Genomic DNA, 22,622 nt, shown 5'->3' with positions numbered 1-22,622 from the left:
GTCACCCAGGGCTAGCTCGTGGGCGTCGAACTGCGACCAGAGCGTCGCGCGCTGTGGGCCCTTGAGGTCGGTCCAGTCCACCGACCAGCCCGGCCCGTCGGCGCGCGCGGTCACGTTCGAGGGGGCCGTCACCGGAAGGTGCCCGCAGCGGTCGAAGGCGATTCCTGGAACGCCAGCTCTGTCGGGCGGGCAGGACCAGGAAGCGGTCGAGTGCGTGACGGGATGTGGTGGCCAGGTCGCTCCCTTCGGCGACGCCGGCTTCGAGCGGACCATCGTCGTGCTGGCCGGGCGGCCGTCGAGTCAGACGATCACGAGTGCAGGCCGCCCTTCCGGGGCCTGATACGAGGCGACGAGCGCGTCGAGGTCGTGCGCGAGCAGGGCGGCCAGGCGGCGCGCTGCGCCGACGTTGAGCTCGGTGGCGGTGGACCGCCGCCCGTCCTCGGTCCACGTGAGGGTCGCGTCCCAGTTCTCGCCCTCGATGATGTCGGCGACAGCGATGGAGGAGTCGGGCACGGCGCGTGGCAGGCGGTGACTCTCGCGCCAAGCGTCGCCGATCCAGGAGACGAGGTACCGCTCGACCGCAGAGCGCTCCCGGGTGCGCAGCTGGGTGCCGGCAGGCGCGCCCCGGCTGATGCGGTCGATGACGAAGTCTTCGCCGTCGCGGGTGACGACGAGCTTCACCTCCGACTCGCCCACGACGAGCCCGCCGTCCGGTCCGGCCTCCCACTGCAGCCGGGCGTCCTGAGCGAGTGCGGCCAGTGCCGGGTTCAGCCCGAGGTCTGTCACTTGAGGACTCCTTCGTAGCGCGAGCCGCTGCCGGGCAGCAGGTCGGCGATCGGAACAGGCTTCGTGCCTTTCATGAAGCGAACCTGGACGCCGCCTCCCGGACGCCCGAAGGCCGGCTCGATCTCGGAGACCTCGATCGTCAGCCCGTGCGGCAGGCGCCCGGTGAACTCGTAGTTGTGCAGCTCTCGCGCGAGGTGGCCGGGCGGCAGAGAGGTCTCGATCGATCTGGGGCGCCGGCGGTCGCCGCCGCGCGCGGTCCTCCGCCCGGACCTCAGCCCTTGCTTAGTCCTCCCGACAGCAGCCGGCGCTCGAATTCGAGAGCAGCATCGGCGCTGATCGGCTGCACGTCGTGCTCGTACATGTTCAGGCGCACCAGGGCGAGGATCCCGGTGTTCTCCCAGGTGCCGTCCGCGCGCAGGATCTCCTCGAACGGTTGCTCGGGTGCGGGCCGCCGTCGGAGGACGGCGCGTGGGTGGGCGATGTCGTCGCCGTCCCACAGGAGGGCGAAGTACTCGGTCTGGGGTGTCATCGGATCTCCGGTGCTGGGATCGAGGGTGCGCCGGGTGGCGTCGGTACGGTGGCGAACACGCGTTGCGACTCCGCCTCGAGCCGGGCCCGTTCCTGCGGGCTGATGTTGGGCAGTCGAATCTGTTCGTAGAGCTCGTGGCTCCGCATCTTCACATCGAAGCTCGTCGGGGTGTGGAACTGGAGCTCGAAGACCTGTCCGTCGGGGGACCGCCACGCGCTGTTGATGCCCTGGTAGCCCGGCTGACCGAAGGTGTTCTTCCACGACACGGGCGTGAACCCTTCCGCGCGCAGGTCCCTCGTCACACGCTCGACCCCGCTGGCGAAGTCGGCATCAGGGATCTGGGCGGTGTAGCGGACCGCGTCCTTGATCCGGGCGAGGGCGCCTGCGACGTCCCGGGGCGGCGCGTCGTCCATGAGGTCCGTCGCGATCTTGCGGTACAGCGAGTCCGAGCCCTTCAGGCGGTACTCCAACCCAGGCATGGTCGCGCCGTCGACCTGCCCGACCATGCGCTGGAGCGGGTCGGTGATGTCCGGCTCCGCGCGCGCGGCCTTGCGCATGAGGTCGTCGACCGCGGCCACCTCGTCGGCCGAGAGGCGAAGCCCGTCCGGGCCGACCCATGCGGAGGGCTTGCCGGCCGGAGTGCGACCGTCAGCGGGGGTCAGCCAGTCGTCGATCCGCCGCCGCCACGACGCGGGCAGGTGCGCGAGGGCCTTCTGCAGGACCTTGCCGACGACCCCCACGCCGATCAGCGACGTGACGGCGAGGCCGAGCTCGATGGACCCGCGCTTGACCAGCTCCTGCCCGTCGATCTTTCCTTCGCCCCAGTCGGCGGCCACGTCGAGGAAGTCCCCGACCGACACCAGGGTGAACCCCACGCCGAGGACCTTCAGGCCGAGGGACAGCCCGGCCACGGCGCCGGCCGCTCCGCCGGGCACAGCGCCGACGCCGAACCCGAAGACCGCGCCGGCGGCGGTGCCGCCCATGGCGCCGATGATCGCCAGCGCGACGGACAGCACGACCCCGACGGCCACCAGGATCCACCCGACGATCCGCAGGGCGTCGGCCAGGAACCGGAAGACCGCCACGTGTCGGCCGATGAACTCGCGGACCCCGTCCAGGTGGGTGTCGATCCACGTGCCGAGGTCGGCGGTGGTGCGCTCCCACCAGTCGCCGATGGCCGCCCCGGCGTCGGTGACGGCCTCCCAGGCCTGCCCGGCCTTGTCGGCGACCCACTGGGTGCCGTCGGCCGCGGCGTCGGAGGCGTCGTCCCACCGGTCGGCGAACCAGTCGCCGATCCCGCGGGACTCCTGGGCCTGCTGCTCGTCGGCCTCGACCTCGGCCTGGGAGGTCGCCGCCCAGGTCAGGGTCGTGCCGCCGTCGCCGATCGGGGAGGAGGTGAACGGCACCGCGAGGGGTGCGGGGTCGACGTCGAGCACGGGCAGCGGTCCGCCCATCGACCCGTACCGCAGCTGCTCCAGCGCCCGGGCCCGGTCCAGGTGCCGGTCGACCACGGGCAGCACGTGGGTGCCCAGCCGGTCACGGGCGCCCAGCACGTCGTCGAACCCCGAGGTGCGCACCCCGAGCGCCAGCGCCCGCGACCGCAGCGATCCCCAGTCCGCGTCCAGCGACTCCCGCACCGCCGCGACGTCCGAGCGCACACCCGCGACCGCGTCCGCGCTGACCTCCACCACCCGGGTCACGACGCGGGCCTCCGCTCGGCGGCCTCCTGCTCGTCCTCCGCGCGGGTGAGCGCGCGCCGGGCCTGCTGCAGGTCGTCCAGCACGGCCTGCTCAGCCCGGTCCAGGCCATGAGTCAGCTGGTCGGTCAGGGGCACCAGCTCGTCGTGGTGCAGCCGGTGCGCGGCGGTGCCCGTCCAGCTCCCGGGTGCGCCGACCGTCCCGGTCGCGCGCCGCAGCGAGGGCACGCGCGCGCGGGCGGCACGCACGGCGGCGAGCAGGGCCTGCAGCTCCTGCACGCGCTGCTCGGCCGCGTCGACGGCGGTCATCGGGCGTCCCTCCGGGTCGTCGGTGGCTGCCCGAAACATACTGGTTCGACCCGTGTCGTGGGCGTCGTCCCGAGGGTGAGGTGTTTCGCCCCGTTCGCGCCGCCGTCCCTCGCTAGGCTCGCGGCTTGTGAGCACCGCAGCCGCACCCCCGGGACGTCGCGCCGGGACGCCTGCGCGCCCGCCGTTCGCCTTCACGCTGCAGGCGCCCGCCGGCTGGCAGACGCTGCGCGGGGACTCGGCCTCGCTCGGCGACGACCTGCTCGCGCTCGTCGCGCGGACCCCGCTGTGGGCGGCGCTGGACGACCGCCGCCGCGGCGGCCTGGGGTACCTGCTGCACGGCGTCGCGCGGGCGAGCGCCGCCAGCGGTGCGCTCGCGACGTTCCTGCACCTGCCGACGGACGTCACCCCGGAGCAGCACGACGAGCCCGACGTCTCGACCATGAGCCTGACCTGGCTGCGCACCGCGCCGGTCCGGGCCGACCTCGACCTCGCGCGGCTCGTGCTGCGGGCGGGGGAGCCCGTCGCCACGGGCCTGGGTCCCGGGCTCCTGGCGACGCGCTCCGAGCAGACCGTCACCGGCGGCGAGCAGCACACCGTCCAGGTGGCCGCACCCGTCCCGGACTCGATCTGGCTGGCGGTGCTCACCGGCACCACCACGGGCGAGCCGCACGTGGCCGCGTTGGAGCAGGCCGTCCGCGCGCTGGCGACGAGCCTCACCGTCGACCGTCCCGCCGCGGGCGCACCTGGTCCGGATCCCGCGCCGGATCCCGCCCCCGACCCCGCCCCGGACGGCGCGCCGTGACCGACCTCATCGCCACGGCCCGCCGGATCGCGACCGACGCCCACCGTGGCCAGACCGACAAGGCCGGTGCGCCCTACATCGGGCACCCGGCGCGCGTGGCCGCGCACGCGGCGGCCGCTGGCGGCGACGAGCGGGTGGTCGCCGCCGCGTGGCTGCACGACGTGGTCGAGGACACCGACGTCACCCCCGACGACCTGCGCGCCGCCGGCATCCCGGACGACGTCGTCGCGGCCGTCGTCGCCGTCAGCAAGGTCGCCGGCGAGGCCATGGAGGACTACGTCGCACGCGTGAAGCGTGACCCGCTCGCCGTGGCCGTCAAGACCGCCGACCTGGCGGACAACACCGACCCCGCGCGGCTGGCGGCGCTGGACGAGGCGACCCGTGCGCGCCTGGTGGCGAAGTACGCGCGCGTCCGGCAGCTGCTCGCCGGCCCACCCGCCGGGGCAACCGCCGACGGGTGACGCGCAGGCCCTCCGACCAGCGATGTCGGTGCCTCGTGGCACCCTCGGGCACCCGCTGTCCCCGCCCCCGGAGGTCCCATGCCCCTCACCCCTGCCCAGACCGACCGCGCCATCGGCGCCCTGCTCGGCTCCGCCGCGGGCGACGCCCTGGGCGCCGGCTACGAGTTCGGTCCGCCGCTGCCCGACGACCAGCCTGTCCACATGGCCGGGGGCGGCAGCTTCGACTGGGAGCCGGGGGAGTGGACCGACGACACGTCCATGGCTGTGCCGATCGCGCAGGTGCTGGCCGACGGCGGCTCGCTCGACGACGAGGCGTGCCTCGACCGCATCGTCGCGGCGTGGTCGCAGTGGGCGCTGACCGCCACGGACATCGGGGTGCAGACCAGCACCCTGCTCGACGCCCTGCCGGAGCCCACCGCCGCAGCGGCCCGTCGGCAGGCCGCGGAGCACTACGCCGCCAATCCCCGCCACGCGGGCGGCAACGGCACGCTCATGCGCACCGGCCCCGTCGCGCTCGGGTACCTCGGTGACGGTCGGGAGGACGCGCTCGCGGCCGCCGCGCGCGCCGTCTCCGACCTCACGCACGGTGACCCCGACGCCGGGGACGCGTGCGTGCTGTGGTCGCTGGCCGTGCGGCACGCGGTGCGCGAGGGCGTCGTCGACCTGACCGCGCAGCTCGCGTGGCTCCCGGCCGACCGGCGTGCGCGGTGGGCGGCCGTCATCGCCGAGGCGGAGGAGTCGCAGCCGGCGGACTTCGCCAAGAACGGGTGGGTGGTGCAGGCGCTGCAGGGTGCCTGGTCGGCCCTGCACCACGGCGCGGACCTCGTCGACGTCCTGGAGCGCGCCGTGCGCGGGGGACGCGACACCGACACGGTCGCGGCGATCGCCGGCGCGCTCGCCGGAGCCGCGCACGGCGCCGCGGCTGTGCCCGCCGAGTGGCGGCAGAAGCTGCACGGGTGGCCTGGCCTCGACGCCGACGGCCTGGCCGACCTGGCCGTGCGCGCGGTGGGCGGTGGCCCGGGCGCAGCCTGAGGGAGCCGGGCCGTCAGCTGGTGACGACGGTCTGGATCTCCCCGACGGGCCGGTGATGTCAGCCCTTGCCGCTACCGTGGGCCCCGATCACGAAGCTCGGCCACAAGCCCTCCGGCAGGCCGACTGGCAACCGCGCAGAGCGCACGGTGCCCCCGGAGGAAGATCCGCCCGCGCCGCCGGCACGGGAAGACGCTCGACCTCCGGGAGAACCCGTGTCCGACCTCGCTCTCGATCCCCCCACCCACGTGGTGTGCGTGTCCATCTCACCGGGCCACGTCGTCCAGCCGGAGCTCGTCGCCCGCGCCGTCGCCGCCTCCGGGACGCCCTGGCGGCTCGCGGTCGTGGGGCCGCACCGCATCGGCCTCGAGCACGCCTCCGGTGCCACCGCGACCTGGTGGCTGCACGACCACGCACCGTTCGTCGCCCACCTGCGCACCGACGACCCGACCGTGTGGGTGCACGACGACCTCGGGGTGGTACGCGTGGGGGACCGGTACGTCGCCGTGGCGTCACGCGAGAAGCGGACACCGTGCCTGCGGACGCTGCAGCGACGTCCCGGGCGCACGGTGGCATGGCGGGTGGCCTCGCTGCAGCCCGAGGAGGGCGCCGGCGACGGGCGGCCGATCCCGCCGCACACGGCGACGCTCTACCACCTGGACCCGCCGCTGCGGCACGGGCGCCGGCCCGACGCCGCGCCGGTCGACTGGGTGCTCGTGCTGGCCTACCAGTACCGGGGCGGGGGGTCACGGCGATCCACCACGCAGACGCGACCGGGCGGGTCCTGTCCGACGTGCTGCTGCCCGGCAGCACCATCGACGCCGCGGACGACGCCACGGCGCTGAGCGGCATGGGGTACGAGATCGCGCTGCCTCCGGGTCTCGAGGCCTGAGGTGGTCGCCGGACGGCGCCGCGCCCCTGGCCCCGGGGCGGCGTCGTCCGGTGGTGCCGGGGACGTCCCGGCCGACGATCACCCCGGGACGAGCTGCCCGAGCAGCGCCTCGAGCTCGACCCGCACCGTCGTGATCCGCGTCTGCTCCGCGAGGATCTCCTCACCGGTGGCCCGCAGCGCCTCCGTGCGGGCGACGAGCTCCGCCTCGTCCCGGGCGAGCAGGGCGCGCGCATCGGCCAGGAGCTCGTCGGCGGGCGCCTGCGGCAGGGCGGTGCCGTCGCGCCACGTCCACGACAGGAGCGACCGCGCGCGCTGGGAGGCGGGCAACGACGCGAGGCGCGCCTCCTCCTCCTCGATCGTCGCGCGGTACTGCGCGAGCTCGTCGGTGTCCGCGTCGAGCTCCATCGTGGCCCTGACCTGCTCCATCTGACGGCCCTCGAACGTCGCCAGTGCGGACTCGTACTCGGTGGTGAGCTGGTCCAGCTGCTGCTCGAACGCGGTGTGCACCCCCACCAACGACTCCCTGTCGGCGATGAACCGCCCGTACAGCGCCTCGAGCGCCGGGTCGAGCCCACCCGGCTGCCACACCTGCGTGCCGAGGTACGCGAACAGCTCGGTGGCGCGGTTGGCCGGTGCGGCGCCGACGGATCCGGCGAGCTGCTCGTGCAGGTCGTCGGCCGGGTCGATGCCGGCGACGACCGGCTCCAGCGCCGCCACCGCCGTCGCCTGCTCATCCGCCGTGAGCTCGTTCCACGCGGCGTGCAGCAGCTCGTGCGCGGCGGTCTCGACGACGAACCCGCGCAGGCGGGGGTCCGCCGGCTCGTAGACGACGATGCGTCCGCCGGTCTCCAGGCCGCCGGCGGCCGTGTGGTAGCAGCCCACCGCGCCGCCGCTCTGCCCGGCGGGGGCGTCGCCGCGGTCGCACCGCCCCGCGAACTCCGCCGCACCCAGCAGCTCCGGCTCCGACCGGTACAGCAGGTCGCGCCCCTCCTCGGTGAGGAACATCTCCGCCGCCAGAGCGGCGACCTCGGCGGTCGGCTCCGGCACCCGGCCCGCCACGATGCCGTCGAGGAACGGCGCGTCCACCTCCCGCAGTAACCCCGGCAGGACGGCCGTGACGACCCACCACCCGCCGAGCGCGAGCGCGACGACCACCGCGAGCCGGCCCGTCAGGCTCCGCCGCCGCGGCGGCGGAGGCAGGGGGACGTCGTCCGGGCGCCACGCAGGCGGGGCGACGGCGAACCCGGCCGCCTCGTCGACGACCCACTGCGGGACACGGCCGGTCGGCGAGCGCGGCAGGTCGTCGGGGGACACGGTCACAGGTTCACAGATCGGCAGACCGGACGAATGGATTGAGTGGCTGGGCCGGCCGGCCGGCCGGGTCGTGCACGAGGCGGTCGAACTCCGCCAGGCACTGCGCCGCGGCGGAGGCCGCGTCAGCCGCCAGCACCTCCAGGGGCAGTGCGTCGCCATCGAGAGAGCGCTGCTCGGCGTAGATCCGTGCCGCCGACCCGCCCGGCTCGGTCAGCTGGCGCAGGGCTGCTCGGAAGCCTGCCGCGAACTCCAGCTCGCGCCCGGCAGGCAGTTCCGCATAGGCGGCGCGTGCCGCGGCGAGGGCGCCACCTGCGTGGTTGTGGACGACGACGAACCCGAGGTCGTAAGGGTCACGGTCCTCTCGTCGGCCGATCACCGCGGCGGACTTGGCCAGGAGGTACGCGCCGAGGTTGGCGAACTGCACGTCCACCTCGGAGGGTGTCACCTCCTCGGGGAGGTCGACGGGAAGTCGCCGGACTACCGGTGCGCGCAAGGCCGGCGACGGGCCGGCGACGTTCATGACGGTTGCGCGGGTGCACCCGGGAAGGGCGAGCTGCTGGCCGCGATGGTCCAGCACGTCGGTCAGCAGGTCGACCCGCACGGCGCTGCCACCCACGGCGGTCACCCACTGCCAGCCGCGGCCCTCACCGACCGGTGCGAACTCCGCCGCGGTGAGCGCGCGCTCGAGCCACCCGAAGTCCATGTCGCCCCGGTCGTACACCATGCCCACCTGCACGACGAGGTCGACGTCCGCGGTTCCTTGGTGCGGCGCCTCCGTGACGGGGGCGAGGAGCTCGGGGTTCAGGCCGCCCACGACGACGATCGCGCTGCGCTCCTCCTCGCCGAGGTGGACAGCGAGCCGGGCGAGCGCCTGCTCAGCGAAGGAGCGAGCACTGCGGCTGCGCATCAGAAGCCGATCCGGTGCTCGCGCAGGTGCGTCGCGTAGTCCTCGGCCCGGACGCCTCCACGACGCAGGAGGTCACCGTAGAGCCTGACGTCGTCGACGACGGGGGGGCCGGTCTCCGTGGGCGTTTCCGGGTCGGGCAGGTGAAGGTGCCGGTCGGCGCGGAGCACGCGCACCCGGACCCCGGTGTCCACGCGAACCAGCCCGACGGCCCGGAGGTGTGCGTCGAGATCGGAGTCGAACTCGGCGCGGTGCAGGTACAGGTCGATCGGGTTGACCGCCGTGGCGAACGGAGCGCGCTGGTCGAGGGCTGCCAGTCCTGTCACCGCCCAGGTCCCTGCACGCCAGCGCCGGGCGACGACGTCCCGGAGCCAGGTGCTCGGGTCGCGGATCACGGCGTGGGTCTCGACCGTCTCGTCCCGGCCGTCCGCGTACCACCGGGCCCACGCCTCGAGCATCGCCCCGCGTTCGAGGAGCTCACGGCGCGCCGCCGGTCCACGCTGGGGCCCTCGGCTCGACGTCCACCCCTGCGCATCGAAGAACGTCAGTGCTCGCGAGGTCGCTCCCCGGGAGATGCCGGTCCTGGCGGCCAGGTCCGTGATCGTCGGGAAGAGGTGCTCCCCGGCGGTCGCGCGCGTGAGCAGGAGCTCAGCGAGCGCACCGGCAGCCGGCGTGAAGCGCAGCGGCCGCGGCTGCCGCAGGGGTGGTGCGCCAGGCGTGTGGACGAGGATCGGCCCGCTGGTCACGTCGAGCGCGCCGCTCTCGTCGGCCCAGCTGGTGTCGAGGTCCGTGAGGAGCGCCCGAGCTCCCGGGGAGAGTCGCCGCGCGACGACCACGGGAGTGGCGCCGTCATCCAGGGGGGAGTCCCTCATGACGCGCAGAACCGCGCGCACGTCGGCGGGGAACCCCTCGCCTGCCCAGAACGGTGCCAGGGTCTGCTCGGTCCCGCCCCGACCGACCGTCACGCGTGGACCACCACCGGCTGGACCGCCACCACCCGGACGGACCGCGACCTCCAGGCGGTCACGACTCGCGGCGCGCAGGGAGCGGGCGAGCGCAGCTGAGGCGCGTGCGGCGACCGTCGTCACAGTTGTTCACTGTACCAGTGAACAACTCTCTGGATGGGACGCGACCGAGTCGGGGTGGGTTCTTTGCAGGCATGTCAACAGTCGGGTGGGGTGGGTCGATCGGTGCACAGGTCACCGACCAGCCGGCTGGTCCGCTCCTCCACGGTGAAGGGGGCGGTGGTCGCGGTGGTCGTGGCCGTGCCGTCGACGTCCCGCCAGACGGCGCTGCCGTCGACCTGGTAGCGGCCCGTCCACTCGGCCGTCGACGTGATCGCGGTGGTGCCGGGGTGCTCGTACTCGTGGAACACGTCGTGGTGGGGGTGCGGTCGGCCGGGGGAGGTGGTGCGCAGCGTGTGGCCGTCCCCGAAGTCGTATGTCCAGGAGCGCGGCGTGGCCTCGACGGTGACGCCGTACCCCAGCAGGTCGGTGCGCAGCGTCACGGGCGCGGGGTCGGTGTAGACGATGGTCTCGATGTTGACCAGCACCCACCCACGGTCCGGCTGCAGGGTCAGCGGCGGTGCCGGCAGCGGCAGACGACGGAAGTCCTCGGCCGTCAGGACGGGCAGGAGGTCGACACCGCATCCGCCGGCGTCGATGTCGGTCCACTCGCCCCAGGGGGAGGCGGTGGTGGCGCGCTCCCGTCGCCACATCGGCATGACGAGCGTGTCACCCTCCTCGCACTGCACGGACGCGCGCGCGAGATCCGCACCCGTGGCGCAGGTCCCGTCCTCCATGCCCATGACCCACATCCCGGCGGCCTCACGGCAGAAGGGTGCCCGTTCGTACTCGAAGAGCCGTTCCTCTGACGGTGCGGCGCGGTTCTGCTGCGACAGCCTCTCGGCCTCCCGGGCGGTCAGCACGTAGGCACTCTGGTCCTCCGAGACGCCCGTATCGAAGTCGTCGGCGACTGCTGTCCCGGCTCCGACGGTCATCAGCGCCGCCGCCACCGTGAGCGCGACCACGAGGCGCTGGGCAGACATGCTCACGTCCGGGTCGCGTCGACGGCGCGGACAAGCCAACCGTCCCGCCACAACAGCGCGACGTGGATGGTGAATGTCCCGCCGTCGCCGTCCGAGACTCGGCTCCCGTCGTGAGATACCTCGAACGACGGAGCCTGCGTGATCTCCAGATCTGCCGAGTAGGTATCGCCTGGCGAGAGCTCGGTGCCGGTCGCGTCGCGGACCTCGATCTCCGAGCCCTCGCCCTTCACCCCTCGCGCGATCTGATCTTCGACACTCGCCTGCGTATTGAGGCAGTAACTGCAGTCGTCTGCCGAGAGCGCAGCCCATTCCGTCAGGTCCCCCGTGGCGAAGACGTACGGGTACAACGAGACGAAGTATGTCGCTGCTGCTGCCGCTCCGTCGGGGCTGGGGGTGGACATTGCCTCCGGCCGCTCTGGCGGCAGAACCGTCCCCGTGTCCGGGGCGGGTGTGGTCGTGCTCGGATACGGCGTCACCAGGGCTGGGGTACTCGTCGCAATCGGTGGCTGCTGCCCCGTGCATCCAGCGACCAGAAGCGCAGCAGCCAGCACGGTTCCGGCGTACCTGCCCTGTCGTCTCCCCACCACCATGCCGGGAACGTACCGGTTCGCCCGCCTCGGCGGGCTCCCGGCGACCGTCCTGTGGACGACGGCCCACGCTCGGCGCCGCACCCGTCCGGCCCACCCGCGCTCCTTCTCGCCAGGCGGACCTGCACGTCACGTGCCACGATCGGGGCCCACCGACGATGGGAGGCCGACGATGTCCGTTCCTGACGACACCACGACCGACACCCCGACCGACACCCCGATCCCGGACGGGGTCCCCGACCCCGTGGTCGCGACCGTCCCGCAGGCCGAGTCCGCGGACGACCGGGTCGCCGACGGCAGCGGGCTGCCCGTGATCGAGGAGACCGTCCTGCCGAAGGACGGCTCCCGGAACCCGGGCCTGCCGGGCTACGCCTGAGGGTCGGCGCACGGCACGCTGACGGCGTCCGCCCTCTTGAGGGGTGGGCGCCGTCCGCACGTCTGCCCGGCCGCTACCGGCCCGCGCGCACCAGTCCCGTCTCGTACGCCACGACGACGGCCTGCACGCGGTCCCGCACGCCGAGCTTGGCGAGGATCCGGCCGACGTGCGTCTTCACGGTCGCCTCGGACAGGAACAGCCGCTCGGCGATCTCCGCGTTCGACAGCCCGTCGGAGACCTCCCGCAGCACCTCGACCTCGCGAGGGGTGAGGTCGGCGAGGCGCGGGTGGGGTGCCTCGGGGTCGGCTGCCGCGGCACCGGCGGGCAGGTGGCCGGCGAACAGCTCGAGCATCCGGCGGGTGATGCGGGCGGACACGACAGCCTCCCCCGACGCGACGGTCCGCACGGCGGTGGCGAGCTCGGCCGGTGCGGCGTCCTTCAGCAGGAACCCGCTGGCGCCGGCGCGCAGGGCCGCGAACGCGTACTCGTCCAGGTCGAACGTGGTGAGCACCAGCACGCGGGTGTCCGGGTGCGCGGCGACGATCCGCTCGGTGGCGGCGATGCCGTCGACGCCGGGCATGCGCACGTCCATCAGCACGACGTCGGGGCGCAGCGCGGTGACCTGCTCGATGGCCGACTGCCCGTCCTGGGCCTCACCGACGACCTCGAGGTCGTCGCTGCTGTCGATGAGCATGCGGAAGCCCATGCGGATGAGCGCCTGGTCGTCGACCAGCAGGACGCGGATCATGCCTCTCCTTCGGTGGGTGCTGCGGTGGTCGACACGTCACGGGACGTCCCGGGCAGCAGGGCGCGCACGCGCCACCCGGGGCCGTGCGGCCCGGCCTCGAGGGTGCCACCGAACGCGGCGGCCCGGCCCGTCATGCCGGCGACGCCACGGCCCGACCCGGGGGTCGGCGCCACCTCGGCGCCGGGTCCGCGGTCGGTGACGACGACCTCTGTCCCGTCCGGCACGCGGCGCACGGCGACGTCCACGGCGGCCGTCCCGGGTGCGTGCCGCAGGGTGTTGGTCAGCGACTCCTGGACGATCCGGTAGACCGCGAGCTGCACGGTCGCGTCCAGGTCCTCCAGGCCGGCGACAGCCAGCCCCGCGGTGCGCACCGGCAGCCCTGCGGTCCGGAACCGCTCGACCAGCCGCCCGAGGTCCTCGACGCCCGGCTGCGGAGCCATCGGCACGTCGCCCGTGGACCGGTCGGAGCCGACCTCGCCGCGGCCGCGGTCCGGGGCTGCGGCTTCCGTGGCGCCCGGCGTGCCGCCCGTCCCCGACGTCGCGCCGGCACCCGGGTTGCCGCCGGCTCCCGGTGCCCCGGCGCCCGCCTCCTGCGGAGCGTGCAGCACCCCGAGGATCCGCCGTACGTCGTCCAGTGCGCCGCGCCCGGTGTCCACCAGCTCGTCGAGCGCGCGTCGCGCCTGGTCGGGGGACCGGTCGAGCGCGGCGGCGGCACCGCCGCCCAGCGCGATCATCACGGTGATGGAGTGCGCGATGACGTCGTGCATCTCACGTGCGACCCGGGCGCGTTCGTCCGCCTGCGTGACGCGGGCGCGGTGCTCCTCCTCCGCGGCGCGCGCTGCCGCGGCCTCCGCGAGCGCCGCCGCCCGCAGGCGGGCGGTGCGGACCAGCGTCCCGAACGCGATGCCGAACAGCGCGAGCACGACGACGGGCAGCGCGGTGATGACCCACGACGGGGGCAGCAGCTCGGCGAGGACGCCGGGCAGCCGGAACCGGGAGGCCTGCCCGGCCGTGTCGGGTTCGTCGCCCGCGGCGAGGGACCCGACGAGCGCCACGCGCGGTGCGAACCGTGCGACGAGCAGCACGGGCACCAGGACGGCGGCGGCCACGGTCCACGCGGTGCGCGGCGGCCGGGCGGCCGCGACGGTGAACAGCGCGGCCGCGATCGCGAGCTCGTACCCGTTGGTGGCGCCGGCGACCACCAGCGTCGTGACGGCCAGCGCCCCGACGGCCGCGGCGACCGGCAGGGGCGAGCGGTGCCGCGCGAGCAGCACACCCGCGCCGACGAGCGTCAGCAGCGCCGACGCGAACGCCATGGTGTCGGCCTGCTCCTGCCCGACGTGCCGGCTGACGAGGTACATCGACTCCGCGCCGACGGCCATCGTCACGCCCCACACGACGAACGCCATGACCAGTGCGATCGTCGCGAGCGCACGCAGCCACGTGCGGGCGGGTGCTCCGGTGAGGGTCCGCAGGCGGGCGCGCGTGCGGCGCAGGAAGCGGGGTGACGATCCGTCGCGGTCCGCCGGGGCCGGCTCGTGCCCACCGCTCACCGAGCCCTGCGGGGCCGTGCCCCGCCCGTCCGGGTTCCCGGTCGGCCCGTGAGGGCCAGGCCCGGTGGCCTGACCCTCACGGTGCGTCGTCTCCGTCATCGGTGCATCTTCCCAGGTCACGGCTCAGGCGTCCCGACGGCGCAGCAGCACGGCGGCCGCGACCAGCGCGGCGGCGACCCAGCCGAGCAGCACCAGGTAGCCCTCCCACGGGCTGAGCGCGGTGACGCCCGAGCCGGTGACGATCGAGCCGATCGAGTCGGACGTGACCAGTCGCGCGCCGGCGGCGGTCGGCAGGTACGCCGCGAGCTGCTGCAGCGGCTCCCAGGGGATGTACGCGAACGCGGGCTCGACGACGAACACCAGGCCCAGGACGGCGGTGATGCCGGCGGCGGAGCTGCGGATCATGGCGCCGATCGCGTACGCCAGCGCCGTCATCGCGGCCAGGTACAGCGGCACACCGATCATGAGGCGCACGTGCTCGGCGTCGGTGAGGTCGACGTTCATGCCGATGACGTCGAACCAGGGGGCGGCGGCCGCCCAGCCGGCGAGCGTGCCGACGAACGCGGTGGCGAACGCCAGCCCGACCACGACGGTGAGCTTGGCCCACAGCGCCGGCAGCCGGGTCGGGGCGGCGGCGAGCGTGGAGCGGATCTGCCCGGTGCGGTACTCGCCGGTCACGGCGACCACGCCCAGGCCGCACAGGACGAGCAGTGCGAGGGAGACGCCGGACGTGACGTACGCCGGCCCGACGAAGAACCCGGGCGGGGCCTCGTCCGCGATGGTCGCGATGCTCGCGCTGCGCATGGCGGCGAGCAGCGGGAACAGCGCGAAGGCCAGGGCGAGGGCCCACCACGTCGAGCGCAGCGAGCGGATCTTGACCCACTCGGCGGCGACGAGCCGGGGGAAGGTGACGGGGCGCACGGGGGTGCGGCCCGGGGCGCGGCCGACGGGGGCCGACGTGGCCGGGGCGGGCACGGCGTGGCGGGCGGAGGTGGTCATCGGTGGGCTCCAGCGGTGGGACGGGGCGTGGTGGGGGCGGCGGAGGAGCGGTACTCCACCTCGCCGCCGGTGAGCTGCAGGTAGGCCTCCTCGAGGGACACCTGGACGCTCGCGAGCTCGTGCAGCGGGATCCCGGCGGAGGCGGCGACCGCGGCGACGTGCGCCGTGGTGGCGCCCGCGACGTCGAGCACGTCGGGGCCGGTGGACGCGAGCTCGACGCCGGGCTCGCGGGACAGCAGCGCGGCCAGCGCGCGTACCTCGGGCGTGCGGACCCGCACGGTGGGCGGGCCGGCCAGCGCGATGACGTCCGCGACGGGGGCGTCGGCGACGATCCGCCCGCGGCCGATGACCACGAGGTGGTCCGCCGTCAGGGCCATCTCCGACATGAGGTGCGACGACAGGAAGACCGTGCGGCCCTCGGCGGCGAGCCCGCGCAGCAGCGTGCGCACCCACAGCACGCCCTCGGGGTCCAGGCCGTTGACCGGCTCGTCGAGGATCAGCGTCTGCGGGTCACCCAGCAGGGCCGCCGCGATGCCGAGGCGCTGCCCCATGCCGAGCGAGAACGTGCCGGCACGGCGGCGGGCGACGGACCCGAGCCCGGTGAGCTCGATGACCTCGTCGACGCGGCGCGCGCCGATGCCGTGGGTGGTGGCCTGCGCCAGCAGGTGGTCGCGGGCGGACCGGCCGCCGTGCACGGCCTTGGCCTCCAGCAGCACCCCCACCTCGCCGAGCGGCGCGCGGTGCTGGGCGTACGGACGGCCGTTGACCGTGACGCTGCCCGCGGTGGGGTGGTCGAGCCCCACGATCATGCGCATCGTCGTCGACTTGCCGGCGCCGTTGGGTCCCAGGAACCCCGTCACCTTGCCCGGCTGGACCGTGAAGGTCATGCCGTCGACGACGGTCTTGTCGCCGTACCTCTTCGTCAGACCGTGGGCCTCGATCATGCGTCCTCCTCGTTCGGGTGTGACTCGAACGTACGGACGCAGGTGCCACCGGCGGGACGCCCACGAGGACCATCTGCGCAGGTGGCGGGCATACGCCGGAAGGATGACGCCCGTCCCCCCGGGCGCCACGTGGGCGCGCCCTGGCCGGCCGGGTGACCACTGGTCAGGTGGGGGCGCCTGCGGCCGGTCGGAGTGCCCCCAGGTGGCCTGTGGTCGGCGGAGAAGGTCGGCGGGCCCGTTGCGGGCGACAGCGGCGTGCCCGCGTGTCACGATCGTGTGCTCACCGACGAGAGGGAGGCCACCATGTCCGTCCCCGACGACGCCGTCACCCCGACGCCCGACGAGGTCCCCGACCCCGTGGAGGCGACCGCCCCGCGCGCCGACCCGCCCCCGGACGAGGACCTGACCGGGCAGCCCGACGAGGAGGGCACGATCCTGCCCGTCCCGGGCAACCGCGGCGGCAACGGCGTGGCGTAGCAGGCCCTGGCACGACGACGGTGGCGCCCCGGGTGGGGCGCCACCGTCGTGTCCGGGCCGTGTCCGTGTCCGCGGTCCTGTCCGCGGCCGCTCCCGGTGCCGTCAGGCGCGGCGCCGCAGCGCCAGCGCCGCCCCCACCAGCGACGCCGCCGCCCACGCGAGCAGCACGACGAGTGACCGGCCCGGCATCGTGAACGTGTCCTGCGCGAGCCCCGCGCGCACCAGCTGGGCCATCGGCTCGATGGGCAGCCACTCGTGCGCCGTCTGCAGCCACGCCGGCATGCGCTCGGCGGGGTAGGAGACGGGGGAGAACAGCAGCACGACGAACACCAGCGCCTGCGTGACGAGCATCGCGAGCTGCGGGGGCAGCAGCGTCGCCATGGCGTACCCGACGGCGGCGGCCGTCAGCGAGACGAGCACGGTGGCGGGCAGCAGCCACGGCGCGAGCGACAGGTCGACGTCGAAGCGCAGCACCCCGGCGACGACGCCCAGGGCCATGCCGGGCAGCGCGATGAGCGTCCACACCAGCAGGTCGGACAGCAGGAACGAGATGCGCGGGACGGGCAGGGTGCGCATCCAGTCGAGCGAGCCCTCCATGCGGGACTGCCCGACCATCTGCGGGACCATCACGAGGCCCACGGTGATGAGCGTGATGGTCGGCGCGCCGGTCGCCAGGAAGAGCGCGGTGACGGGGTCGGGGTCGCCGACGAGCAGCCCGTAACCGACGACGGTGGCCACGGCCATGAACACCTGCACGACGACCATCAGCGGCAGGAACTGCGACTGGCGGCGCAGCTGCCACTGCGCGAGCAGCAGGGTCTGGCGCACACCGTCCATGCGCGCCGGTGCGGCGGTGGTGGGGACGGGGGCGGTGAGCGTCGTCATGCTGCCGGGACCTCCTCGGTGGTGCCGGCGGGCTCGCCGACGAGCTGCACGTACACGTCCTCCAGGGACGCGGGCGTCAGGGCGTAGCGCTCGAGCCGCCCGGCCTCGACCTCGGCCTGTGCCCAGCGCACGACGTCGGCGGCGGCGTCGGACGGCACGGTGGCCGTCGCGCGCAGGTGACCGGCCGTGCGGTCGGCGGCTGCGGGGTGCCAGCGGACGTCGACGCCGGGCACCGTGTCGACCTCGAGGGTGAGGCTGCCGCGCCGGTGGGCGGTGAGGCCCGCGGGGGTGTCGGCCGCGAGGACGACGCCGCGGTCGAGCACCGCGAGGTGGTCCACGACGCGCTCGGCCTCGCGGACGTTGTGCGTCACCAGCAGAACACCGTGCCCGGCGTCGGCCAGCCCGCGGATCTGCTCCCAGAGCAGGCGCCGGCGCACCGGGTCGACGTCGTTGGTGGGCTCGTCGAGCACCACGAGCCTGCCGGGCACGACCGTCGTCATGGCGAACGCGGTGAGCCGCGCGACGCCCCCGGACACCTTCTCGGCGGGGGTGTCGGCCCACGGGCCCAGGTCCAGGGCGTCGAGCAGGTCGTCCGCGCGGCGCCGCACGTCGGTGGGCGACGCGCCGCGGATGCGCCCGACGAGCTCGATGGCCCGCCGCGGGGTCAGCCCGCTGATGGGCACGTTGGCCTGCGCCTGGATGGACACCAGGCGCCGTGCCTGGTCCGGGTGCGCGACGGCGTCGGCGCCGGCCACGGTGATGGTGCCCGCGTCGGGGCGGACGATCCCCACGACCTGGTGCACGAGCGTCGTCTTGCCCGCGCCGTTGTGCCCGAGCAGCCCGACCACCTGGCCGGCGGCCACGTCGAGGTCGATCCCGTCGTTCGCCTGCACGCCGCGTCGTCCGCGGTACCGCTTGCGCAGCCCTCGGACGGTCAGCACGTCCTCACCCATGGTCTCCCCGCCTCTCTGATACCGATCGGTATGTGCATGACGGTACGACGAAATACCCATCGGTATCAACCCCTCGGTATGAACCCGTCGTACGCTGGGTGCATGGCCGACGACCGCGACCGCCTCTCCGCCGCCAGCCGCGCCCTCGCCGACGCGGCCGCCCAGCTCACGCGTGCCCTCGGCGCCCAGGCCGAGCGCGTGGTCCCCGAGGTCTCGGACGCCGTGGCCCAGGGGCTGCGCGAGGCGGCCCGGGAGCTCGCGGACGTCACCGGCTCCCTCGCGGACGACGTGCGCACGAGCGACCAGCGGCGCCGCCGCAAGGTCGACCGCACCCGCGCGGACCTGCTGGACGCCGCCGCCCGCGTCTTCGCCGCCCGCGGGTTCGAGGGGGCGTCCGTCGACGACGTCGCCGCCGAGGCGGGGTACACCAAGGGCGCGGTCTACGCGCACTTCGGCTCCAAGCGCGAGCTGTTCCTCGCGGTCGCGCGCGCACGGCTCGGCGAGGCGGGCGACCCGTCGCAGCACGCGCTGCCCGGCGTCGGAGCCGACGGCGTCGACGTCGAGGCGCTCGCGGACGGGCTCGCACGCAGCTCCGACGACCCACGCCTGCTGCTGACCGTCGAGATCCTCGCCTACGCCCTGCGTCACCCCGAGGACGCCGACGAGCTGGCGGGCTCCTACGCCCTCGCCTTCGACGCGCTCGTCGAGCACGTCGCGGACCTGCGTCGCGCCCGCGACGCCCGGGACGGCCGGCCCTCGGACCCCGGCACCACGCAGGACGACCGGGACACGACCCTCGGCGTCGTGGCCCTGCTCAACGTCGCGCCGCTCGGCGCCCGGCTGCTCGGGCCGGAGCACATCACGCCCGCCGCCGGGGCGCGCGTGATCGCCCGCCTGCTGGGCTGACCCGACCCGGCCCCTGGACGCTGCGCCGCCCCGCCTGCCACGCTCGGGCGGATGACGGACACGGCAGGGGGCTGGTTCGAGCGGCGGTGGGCGGCGTGGCTGCGCGGCCACTACCGCGGCGGTCGGGGTGACGCGTTCGCCCGCTACTCGTCGCGGGCCTACGCGGCGCTCGGCCGCACCGGGCTGACGCCCCGGCGGTGGGTCACCCTCGAGGTGCCCGGCCGACGCACCGGGCGGACCACCCGGTTCCCCCTGGCCATGGCCGACGTCGACGGGCGCTGGTACCTCGTGTCGATGCTGGGGGAGTGCGCCTGGGTGTGGAACGTGCGCGCCGCCGACGGGCACGCCGTGCTGCACCACGGGCGACGCCGGGCCGTGCGGCTCGTCGAGGTCCCCGTCGAGGAGCGGGCCGCCGTCATCCGCCGGTTCGTCCAGGTGGCACCCGGCGGGCGCCCGCACGTGCGCGTCGACCGCCGCGAGCCGGTCGCCGCCTTCGAGGCCGTCGCGGCCGACCACCCCGTCTTCCGCGTCGAGCCGGCCGCCGCGGGGTAGACGCGCGTCACCACCCGACCGGAGCCAGAGGGTGCGCCACGACACGGGTCCGAGGGCACTGGCGTCCGCCCGCGTCCTGGGTGACGATGCGCAGCGGTGCCGACGACGTCGCCGCGCGGCCGACCGACCGCGCCCGACCGCCCGCGCCCGACAGACCGCGGGCGGGCAGACCAGGAGGCACCGTGACCGGACAGGACGTCCCCTTCGACACGCCCGAGGCCGACGGCGTGCCCTCCGGACCGCGGGGGCGCGCGGCGCACCCGGCCGAGCGTGCAGGCGCCCCGTCGACGGTGCCCGTCGGTGCGGGGTCCGCCGGCGACCCGGCGACGCGCCTCGACGGGCTGCCCGTCACCCGCCGGCACGTGCGGCTGCTGCTCGGGTCCGGCGTCGGGTGGACGTTCGACGCGATGGACGTCGGCCTCATCTCGTTCGTCATCGCCCAGCTCGCGGTGGTGTGGGGCACCGACGCGACCGCGCTCGGGTGGATCGCGTCCGCCGGGTTCGTCGGGATGGCGGTGGGCGCCGCCCTGGGCGGGCTGCTGGCCGACCGCATCGGACGCCGGCAGGTCTTCGCGCTGACGCTGCTGGTCTACGGGCTGGCCACGGGCGCGTCCGCGCTCGCGGGCGGCGTCGCGGTGCTCATGGCGCTGCGGTTCGTGGTCGGGCTCGGGCTGGGCGCGGAGCTGCCCGTCGCGTCCACGCTGGTCAGCGAGTTCGCGCCGCCGCGCATCCGCGGGCGGGCCGTCGTCGTCCTGGAGTCGTTCTGGGCGGTGGGCTGGATGCTCGCGGCCGTCGTCGGGTACCTCGTGGTGCCCCTGGGTGACGACGGGTGGCGGTGGGCGCTCGCGCTCGGCGCACTGCCCGCGGTGTACGCCGTGGTGGTGCGTCGCGGTCTGCCGGAGTCCGTGCGGTTCCTGCTGGCGCGCGGCCGGCACGAGGAGGCCGACCGCGTGGTCGCCGACCTGGAGGCGTCACCCGCCGTCGGCCACCGCGGGCTGACGGGCGCCCAGGTGCGCGACCGGGCCGCGGCCGACGGTGGGGCGCCCGCCGGGACCGTCGCCGCCGGGTCCACCGCTGCCGGGACCGTCGCGGCCGGGCCGCCCGTCGCCGCCCCCGCCGACGGGCCCGCCGCACCTGCCGACGAGCCCGCAGCACCCGAGGGACCGCCCCGGCTCGCGGCGCTGTGGGCGCCGGGGCTGCGACGCCGCACGACGGCACTGTGGGTGGTGTGGTTCGCCGTGAACTTCTCCTACTACGGCGCGTTCATCTGGCTGCCGTCCCTGCTGGCGGCCGACGGGCACACCCTGGTGCGGTCGTTCGAGTACACGCTGATCATCACGCTGGGCCAGCTGCCCGGGTACGCGGCCGCCGCGGTGCTGGTCGAGACGTGGGGCCGGCGCCGGACCCTGGCGGCGTTCCTGGCCGGGTCCGCCGTCGCCGCGGGCCTGTTCGCGGTCGCGTCGGGTGACGTGCAGATCGTCGGCGCGGGGCTGCTGCTCTCGTTCTTCAACCTCGGCGCGTGGGGCGCGCTGTACGCCGTCACGCCCGAGCTGTACCCGACCCGCGTGCGCAGCACCGGCGCCGGCTGGGCCGCGGGCATCGGGCGCACCGCGTCCGTGCTCGCACCGCTGGCCGTCCCGCAGCTGCGGGAGCTGGGCGGCACCGGGCTGCTGTTCGCCGTCTTCGCGGCCGTGTTCGTCGTCGCGGCCCTCGGGGCGCTCGCGCTGCCGGAGCGCACCGGCGAGAGCCTGACGTAGCGGCTGCCGCGCCCGGGGCGTCGGCACGCCGTCGCCGGCGCCCCTCCGCCGGCGCCCCGGGTGGCTGGGGCACCGCTCAGGGGCGGCGCTTCTGCTTGTCCAGCTGGTCCTTGGCCGCGTCGACGACCTTGTCGACCTTCGCGTCCGTGCCGTCGCCCGTGCGCGACTTCAGCGCGTCGGCCGCCTTGTCGAGCGCCTGCTTGGCCTGCTCCTCGCGGCCCGACACCGCTCCGCGCGCCTTGTTCACCAGGTCGTCGATGCCCATGAGGGTCTCCGTCCGTGCGTCCCGGCGCCGACAGGTCGGCACCCTGCCTCCAGTGTGCGTCCGCGCGCGGCGGTCGGCCGCTCGAGCGGGCGGCGGCCGCCCCTCCGGCGCGCCCGCCGCAGCGCAGACCCCGGCGGGTCAGTCGCCGCGCTCGACCCCGTCGACCGTCCCGGCGGGAGCCACGTCGTCGCCCCCGCTCGTCATGCGGTCGACGTCGGTGCCGTCGGACTGCTCGACCCGGGTCGCGTCACCCGTCGCCTCCTCGTCCCACTCGATGTCGTCCGGGTAGTCCGTCGGGCGTGCGGCGGGCGCCGCCCCGTCACCGGCCGGGTCGTCCAGGTCGAGGACGGCGGTGTCGGCGGTGCCGTCCGCGCGCGCCGCGGCACCCGAGGGGTCCTCGGCCGTGGCCTCGTCCGTGAAGCGCTCGTCGTCGACCACGGTCTCGTCGACCACGGTCTCGTCGGCCACGGCCTCGTCGGCCACGGCCTCGTCGCTGGTCGTCGCGTCGGCAATCACGTCGTCCGCCACGGTCTCGTCGGCCACGCTCACGTCGTCCGCTGCCGTCACGTCGCCGCCCTCGGACCCGCCGTCCGGGGCGCCACCAGCCGGCTCCGCGATCTCCTCGCTCAGCTCCTCGGTGCGGGCCTCGACCTCGGCACGCTGCTGCGCGATCGCCTCGCGGATGCGGTCGGCCTGCGTGGCCAGCTCGGTGCGCACGTGCTCGACGCTCGCGGCGATCGTGGCCCGCGCCTCCGCGTCGATCCGCTCGAACTCCTGCGCGAGCGCCTGCTCCTCGGTGCGCAGCGCCGTGCGCACCCGCTCGAACTCCTCGTCCACGCCCATGACTGCCT

Annotated in this window: 27 protein-coding genes and 1 riboswitch; of the genes, 9 read left to right on the top strand and 18 right to left on the bottom strand. The window is 75.1% G+C overall.

The window, feature by feature from the left end:
* Window positions 1-300: 300 nt before the first annotated feature.
* The 5 genes from KG103_RS16895 to KG103_RS18955 are packed head-to-tail and all read right to left on the bottom strand — an operon-like array spanning window position 301 to window position 3,320.
* Entirely contained in the window at window positions 301-786 is a 486-nt protein-coding gene (locus tag KG103_RS16895; protein ID WP_207339634.1) for a hypothetical protein, read from the bottom strand.
* Window positions 783-1,007, bottom strand: a complete 225-nt coding sequence (locus KG103_RS19190) for a glycohydrolase toxin TNT-related protein (protein ID WP_372434865.1) — start codon at window positions 1,005-1,007, stop codon at window positions 783-785. Before KG103_RS19190 ends, KG103_RS16895 begins: the two co-directional genes overlap by 4 nt.
* Before the next feature lie 50 nt (window positions 1,008-1,057).
* Window positions 1,058-1,315, bottom strand: a complete 258-nt coding sequence (locus KG103_RS18960; protein WP_242635190.1) for a hypothetical protein — start codon at window positions 1,313-1,315, stop codon at window positions 1,058-1,060.
* The gene (locus tag KG103_RS16885; RefSeq protein WP_207339632.1) at window positions 1,312-3,015 is read right to left on the bottom strand and encodes a hypothetical protein; all 1,704 of its coding nucleotides are present in this window, start codon (window positions 3,013-3,015) and stop codon (window positions 1,312-1,314) included. Before KG103_RS16885 ends, KG103_RS18960 begins: the two co-directional genes overlap by 4 nt.
* On the bottom strand, window positions 3,012-3,320 hold the full coding sequence (locus KG103_RS18955) for a hypothetical protein (protein WP_207377942.1): 309 nt from the start codon (window positions 3,318-3,320) through the stop codon (window positions 3,012-3,014). The genes KG103_RS16885 and KG103_RS18955 overlap by 4 nt, the downstream gene beginning before the upstream one ends.
* Before the next feature lie 127 nt (window positions 3,321-3,447).
* Here KG103_RS18955 and KG103_RS18950 point away from each other — a divergent pair, with 127 nt between their 5' ends.
* From KG103_RS18950 to KG103_RS16870, 4 genes are all read left to right on the top strand, one after another.
* Window positions 3,448-4,122, top strand: coding sequence for a hypothetical protein (locus KG103_RS18950; RefSeq protein ID WP_249670649.1), 675 nt, complete (start codon window positions 3,448-3,450; stop codon window positions 4,120-4,122).
* A complete protein-coding gene (locus KG103_RS18945) occupies window positions 4,119-4,583 on the top strand; it encodes an HD domain-containing protein (RefSeq protein ID WP_249670648.1) in 465 nt (154 codons plus the stop codon). Before KG103_RS18950 ends, KG103_RS18945 begins: the two co-directional genes overlap by 4 nt.
* A 78-nt stretch (window positions 4,584-4,661) precedes the next feature.
* Window positions 4,662-5,615: an ADP-ribosylglycohydrolase family protein gene (locus KG103_RS16875; RefSeq protein ID WP_207339631.1), complete on the top strand. Its 954-nt coding sequence runs from the start codon at window positions 4,662-4,664 to the stop codon at window positions 5,613-5,615.
* A gap of 85 nt (window positions 5,616-5,700) precedes the next feature.
* A riboswitch (SAM riboswitch) is annotated at window positions 5,701-5,813 on the top strand.
* A gap of 14 nt (window positions 5,814-5,827) precedes the next feature.
* Window positions 5,828-6,457 carry a hypothetical protein gene (locus KG103_RS16870; protein WP_207339630.1) on the top strand — a complete coding sequence of 210 codons (630 nt, stop codon included), beginning with the start codon at window positions 5,828-5,830 and terminating at the stop codon, window positions 6,455-6,457.
* A gap of 125 nt (window positions 6,458-6,582) precedes the next feature.
* Here the strand turns inward: KG103_RS16870 and KG103_RS16865 are convergent, their stop codons facing one another.
* The 5 genes from KG103_RS16865 to KG103_RS16845 all read right to left on the bottom strand — a co-directional run bounded on the left by KG103_RS16865 (window position 6,583) and on the right by KG103_RS16845 (window position 11,245).
* Window positions 6,583-7,818 carry a hypothetical protein gene (locus KG103_RS16865; protein ID WP_207339629.1) on the bottom strand — a complete coding sequence of 412 codons (1,236 nt, stop codon included), beginning with the start codon at window positions 7,816-7,818 and terminating at the stop codon, window positions 6,583-6,585.
* Window positions 7,819-7,828: 10 nt separating this feature from the next.
* Window positions 7,829-8,725 carry a hypothetical protein gene (locus tag KG103_RS16860; protein WP_207339628.1) on the bottom strand — a complete coding sequence of 299 codons (897 nt, stop codon included), beginning with the start codon at window positions 8,723-8,725 and terminating at the stop codon, window positions 7,829-7,831.
* Window positions 8,725-9,687 (bottom strand): type IV toxin-antitoxin system AbiEi family antitoxin, encoded by a 963-nt coding sequence (locus KG103_RS16855; RefSeq protein WP_207339627.1) that lies wholly within the window; start codon window positions 9,685-9,687, stop codon window positions 8,725-8,727. The genes KG103_RS16860 and KG103_RS16855 overlap by 1 nt, the downstream gene beginning before the upstream one ends.
* A 197-nt stretch (window positions 9,688-9,884) precedes the next feature.
* Window positions 9,885-10,769, bottom strand: coding sequence for a hypothetical protein (locus KG103_RS16850; protein WP_243656175.1), 885 nt, complete (start codon window positions 10,767-10,769; stop codon window positions 9,885-9,887).
* A 2-nt stretch (window positions 10,770-10,771) separates the two neighbouring features.
* Window positions 10,772-11,245 (bottom strand): DUF6318 family protein, encoded by a 474-nt coding sequence (locus KG103_RS16845; RefSeq protein ID WP_207339626.1) that lies wholly within the window; start codon window positions 11,243-11,245, stop codon window positions 10,772-10,774.
* Between the two features lie 283 nt (window positions 11,246-11,528).
* On the opposite strand from KG103_RS16845, the gene KG103_RS16840 reads away from it, so the two are divergent.
* Complete coding sequence (locus KG103_RS16840) at window positions 11,529-11,732, top strand: hypothetical protein (protein ID WP_207339625.1); 204 nt, start codon at window positions 11,529-11,531, stop codon at window positions 11,730-11,732.
* 73 nt (window positions 11,733-11,805) lie between these two features.
* Here KG103_RS16840 and KG103_RS16835 read toward each other — a convergent pair whose 3' ends face one another.
* The 4 genes from KG103_RS16835 to KG103_RS16820 are packed head-to-tail and all read right to left on the bottom strand — an operon-like array spanning window position 11,806 to window position 15,976.
* Window positions 11,806-12,480 (bottom strand): response regulator, encoded by a 675-nt coding sequence (locus tag KG103_RS16835; RefSeq protein ID WP_207339624.1) that lies wholly within the window; start codon window positions 12,478-12,480, stop codon window positions 11,806-11,808.
* The gene (locus tag KG103_RS16830; RefSeq protein WP_207339623.1) at window positions 12,477-14,132 is read right to left on the bottom strand and encodes a sensor histidine kinase; all 1,656 of its coding nucleotides are present in this window, start codon (window positions 14,130-14,132) and stop codon (window positions 12,477-12,479) included. The genes KG103_RS16835 and KG103_RS16830 overlap by 4 nt, the downstream gene beginning before the upstream one ends.
* 24 nt (window positions 14,133-14,156) lie before the next feature.
* Window positions 14,157-15,032, bottom strand: a complete 876-nt coding sequence (locus KG103_RS16825; protein WP_207339622.1) for an ABC transporter permease — start codon at window positions 15,030-15,032, stop codon at window positions 14,157-14,159.
* Window positions 15,029-15,976: an ABC transporter ATP-binding protein gene (locus tag KG103_RS16820; protein ID WP_207339621.1), complete on the bottom strand. Its 948-nt coding sequence runs from the start codon at window positions 15,974-15,976 to the stop codon at window positions 15,029-15,031. The genes KG103_RS16825 and KG103_RS16820 overlap by 4 nt, the downstream gene beginning before the upstream one ends.
* Window positions 15,977-16,279: 303 nt before the next feature.
* On the opposite strand from KG103_RS16820, the gene KG103_RS16815 reads away from it, so the two are divergent.
* Window positions 16,280-16,453: a hypothetical protein gene (locus KG103_RS16815; protein WP_207339620.1), complete on the top strand. Its 174-nt coding sequence runs from the start codon at window positions 16,280-16,282 to the stop codon at window positions 16,451-16,453.
* A 102-nt stretch (window positions 16,454-16,555) separates the two neighbouring features.
* Here KG103_RS16815 and KG103_RS16810 read toward each other — a convergent pair whose 3' ends face one another.
* Window positions 16,556-17,338, bottom strand: coding sequence for an ABC transporter permease (locus KG103_RS16810; RefSeq protein WP_207339619.1), 783 nt, complete (start codon window positions 17,336-17,338; stop codon window positions 16,556-16,558).
* Window positions 17,335-18,291: an ABC transporter ATP-binding protein gene (locus KG103_RS16805; RefSeq protein ID WP_207339618.1), complete on the bottom strand. Its 957-nt coding sequence runs from the start codon at window positions 18,289-18,291 to the stop codon at window positions 17,335-17,337. The genes KG103_RS16810 and KG103_RS16805 overlap by 4 nt, the downstream gene beginning before the upstream one ends.
* Window positions 18,292-18,393: 102 nt before the next feature.
* Between KG103_RS16805 and KG103_RS16800 the strand changes: the two genes are divergently transcribed.
* The 3 genes from KG103_RS16800 (at window position 18,394) to KG103_RS16790 (ending at window position 21,506) form a co-directional block, all read left to right on the top strand.
* Window positions 18,394-19,197, top strand: coding sequence for a TetR/AcrR family transcriptional regulator (locus tag KG103_RS16800; protein WP_207339617.1), 804 nt, complete (start codon window positions 18,394-18,396; stop codon window positions 19,195-19,197).
* Between the two features lie 51 nt (window positions 19,198-19,248).
* Window positions 19,249-19,749: a nitroreductase/quinone reductase family protein gene (locus KG103_RS16795; protein WP_207339616.1), complete on the top strand. Its 501-nt coding sequence runs from the start codon at window positions 19,249-19,251 to the stop codon at window positions 19,747-19,749.
* Window positions 19,750-20,039: 290 nt separating this feature from the next.
* Window positions 20,040-21,506 carry an MFS transporter gene (locus KG103_RS16790; RefSeq protein WP_249670902.1) on the top strand — a complete coding sequence of 489 codons (1,467 nt, stop codon included), beginning with the start codon at window positions 20,040-20,042 and terminating at the stop codon, window positions 21,504-21,506.
* 76 nt (window positions 21,507-21,582) lie between these two features.
* Here KG103_RS16790 and KG103_RS16785 read toward each other — a convergent pair whose 3' ends face one another.
* Window positions 21,583-21,771: an antitoxin gene (locus tag KG103_RS16785; protein WP_207339615.1), complete on the bottom strand. Its 189-nt coding sequence runs from the start codon at window positions 21,769-21,771 to the stop codon at window positions 21,583-21,585.
* Between the two features lie 138 nt (window positions 21,772-21,909).
* Window positions 21,910-22,614, bottom strand: coding sequence for a hypothetical protein (locus tag KG103_RS16780; protein ID WP_207339614.1), 705 nt, complete (start codon window positions 22,612-22,614; stop codon window positions 21,910-21,912).
* Window positions 22,615-22,622: the final 8 nt, after the last annotated feature.

The organism is Cellulomonas wangleii (assembly GCF_018388445.1).
GTDB lineage: Bacteria > Actinomycetota > Actinomycetes > Actinomycetales > Cellulomonadaceae > Cellulomonas > Cellulomonas wangleii.
The sequence above is the reverse complement of the archived record's forward strand: the minus strand, read 5'-3'. Positions and strand labels throughout refer to the sequence as shown.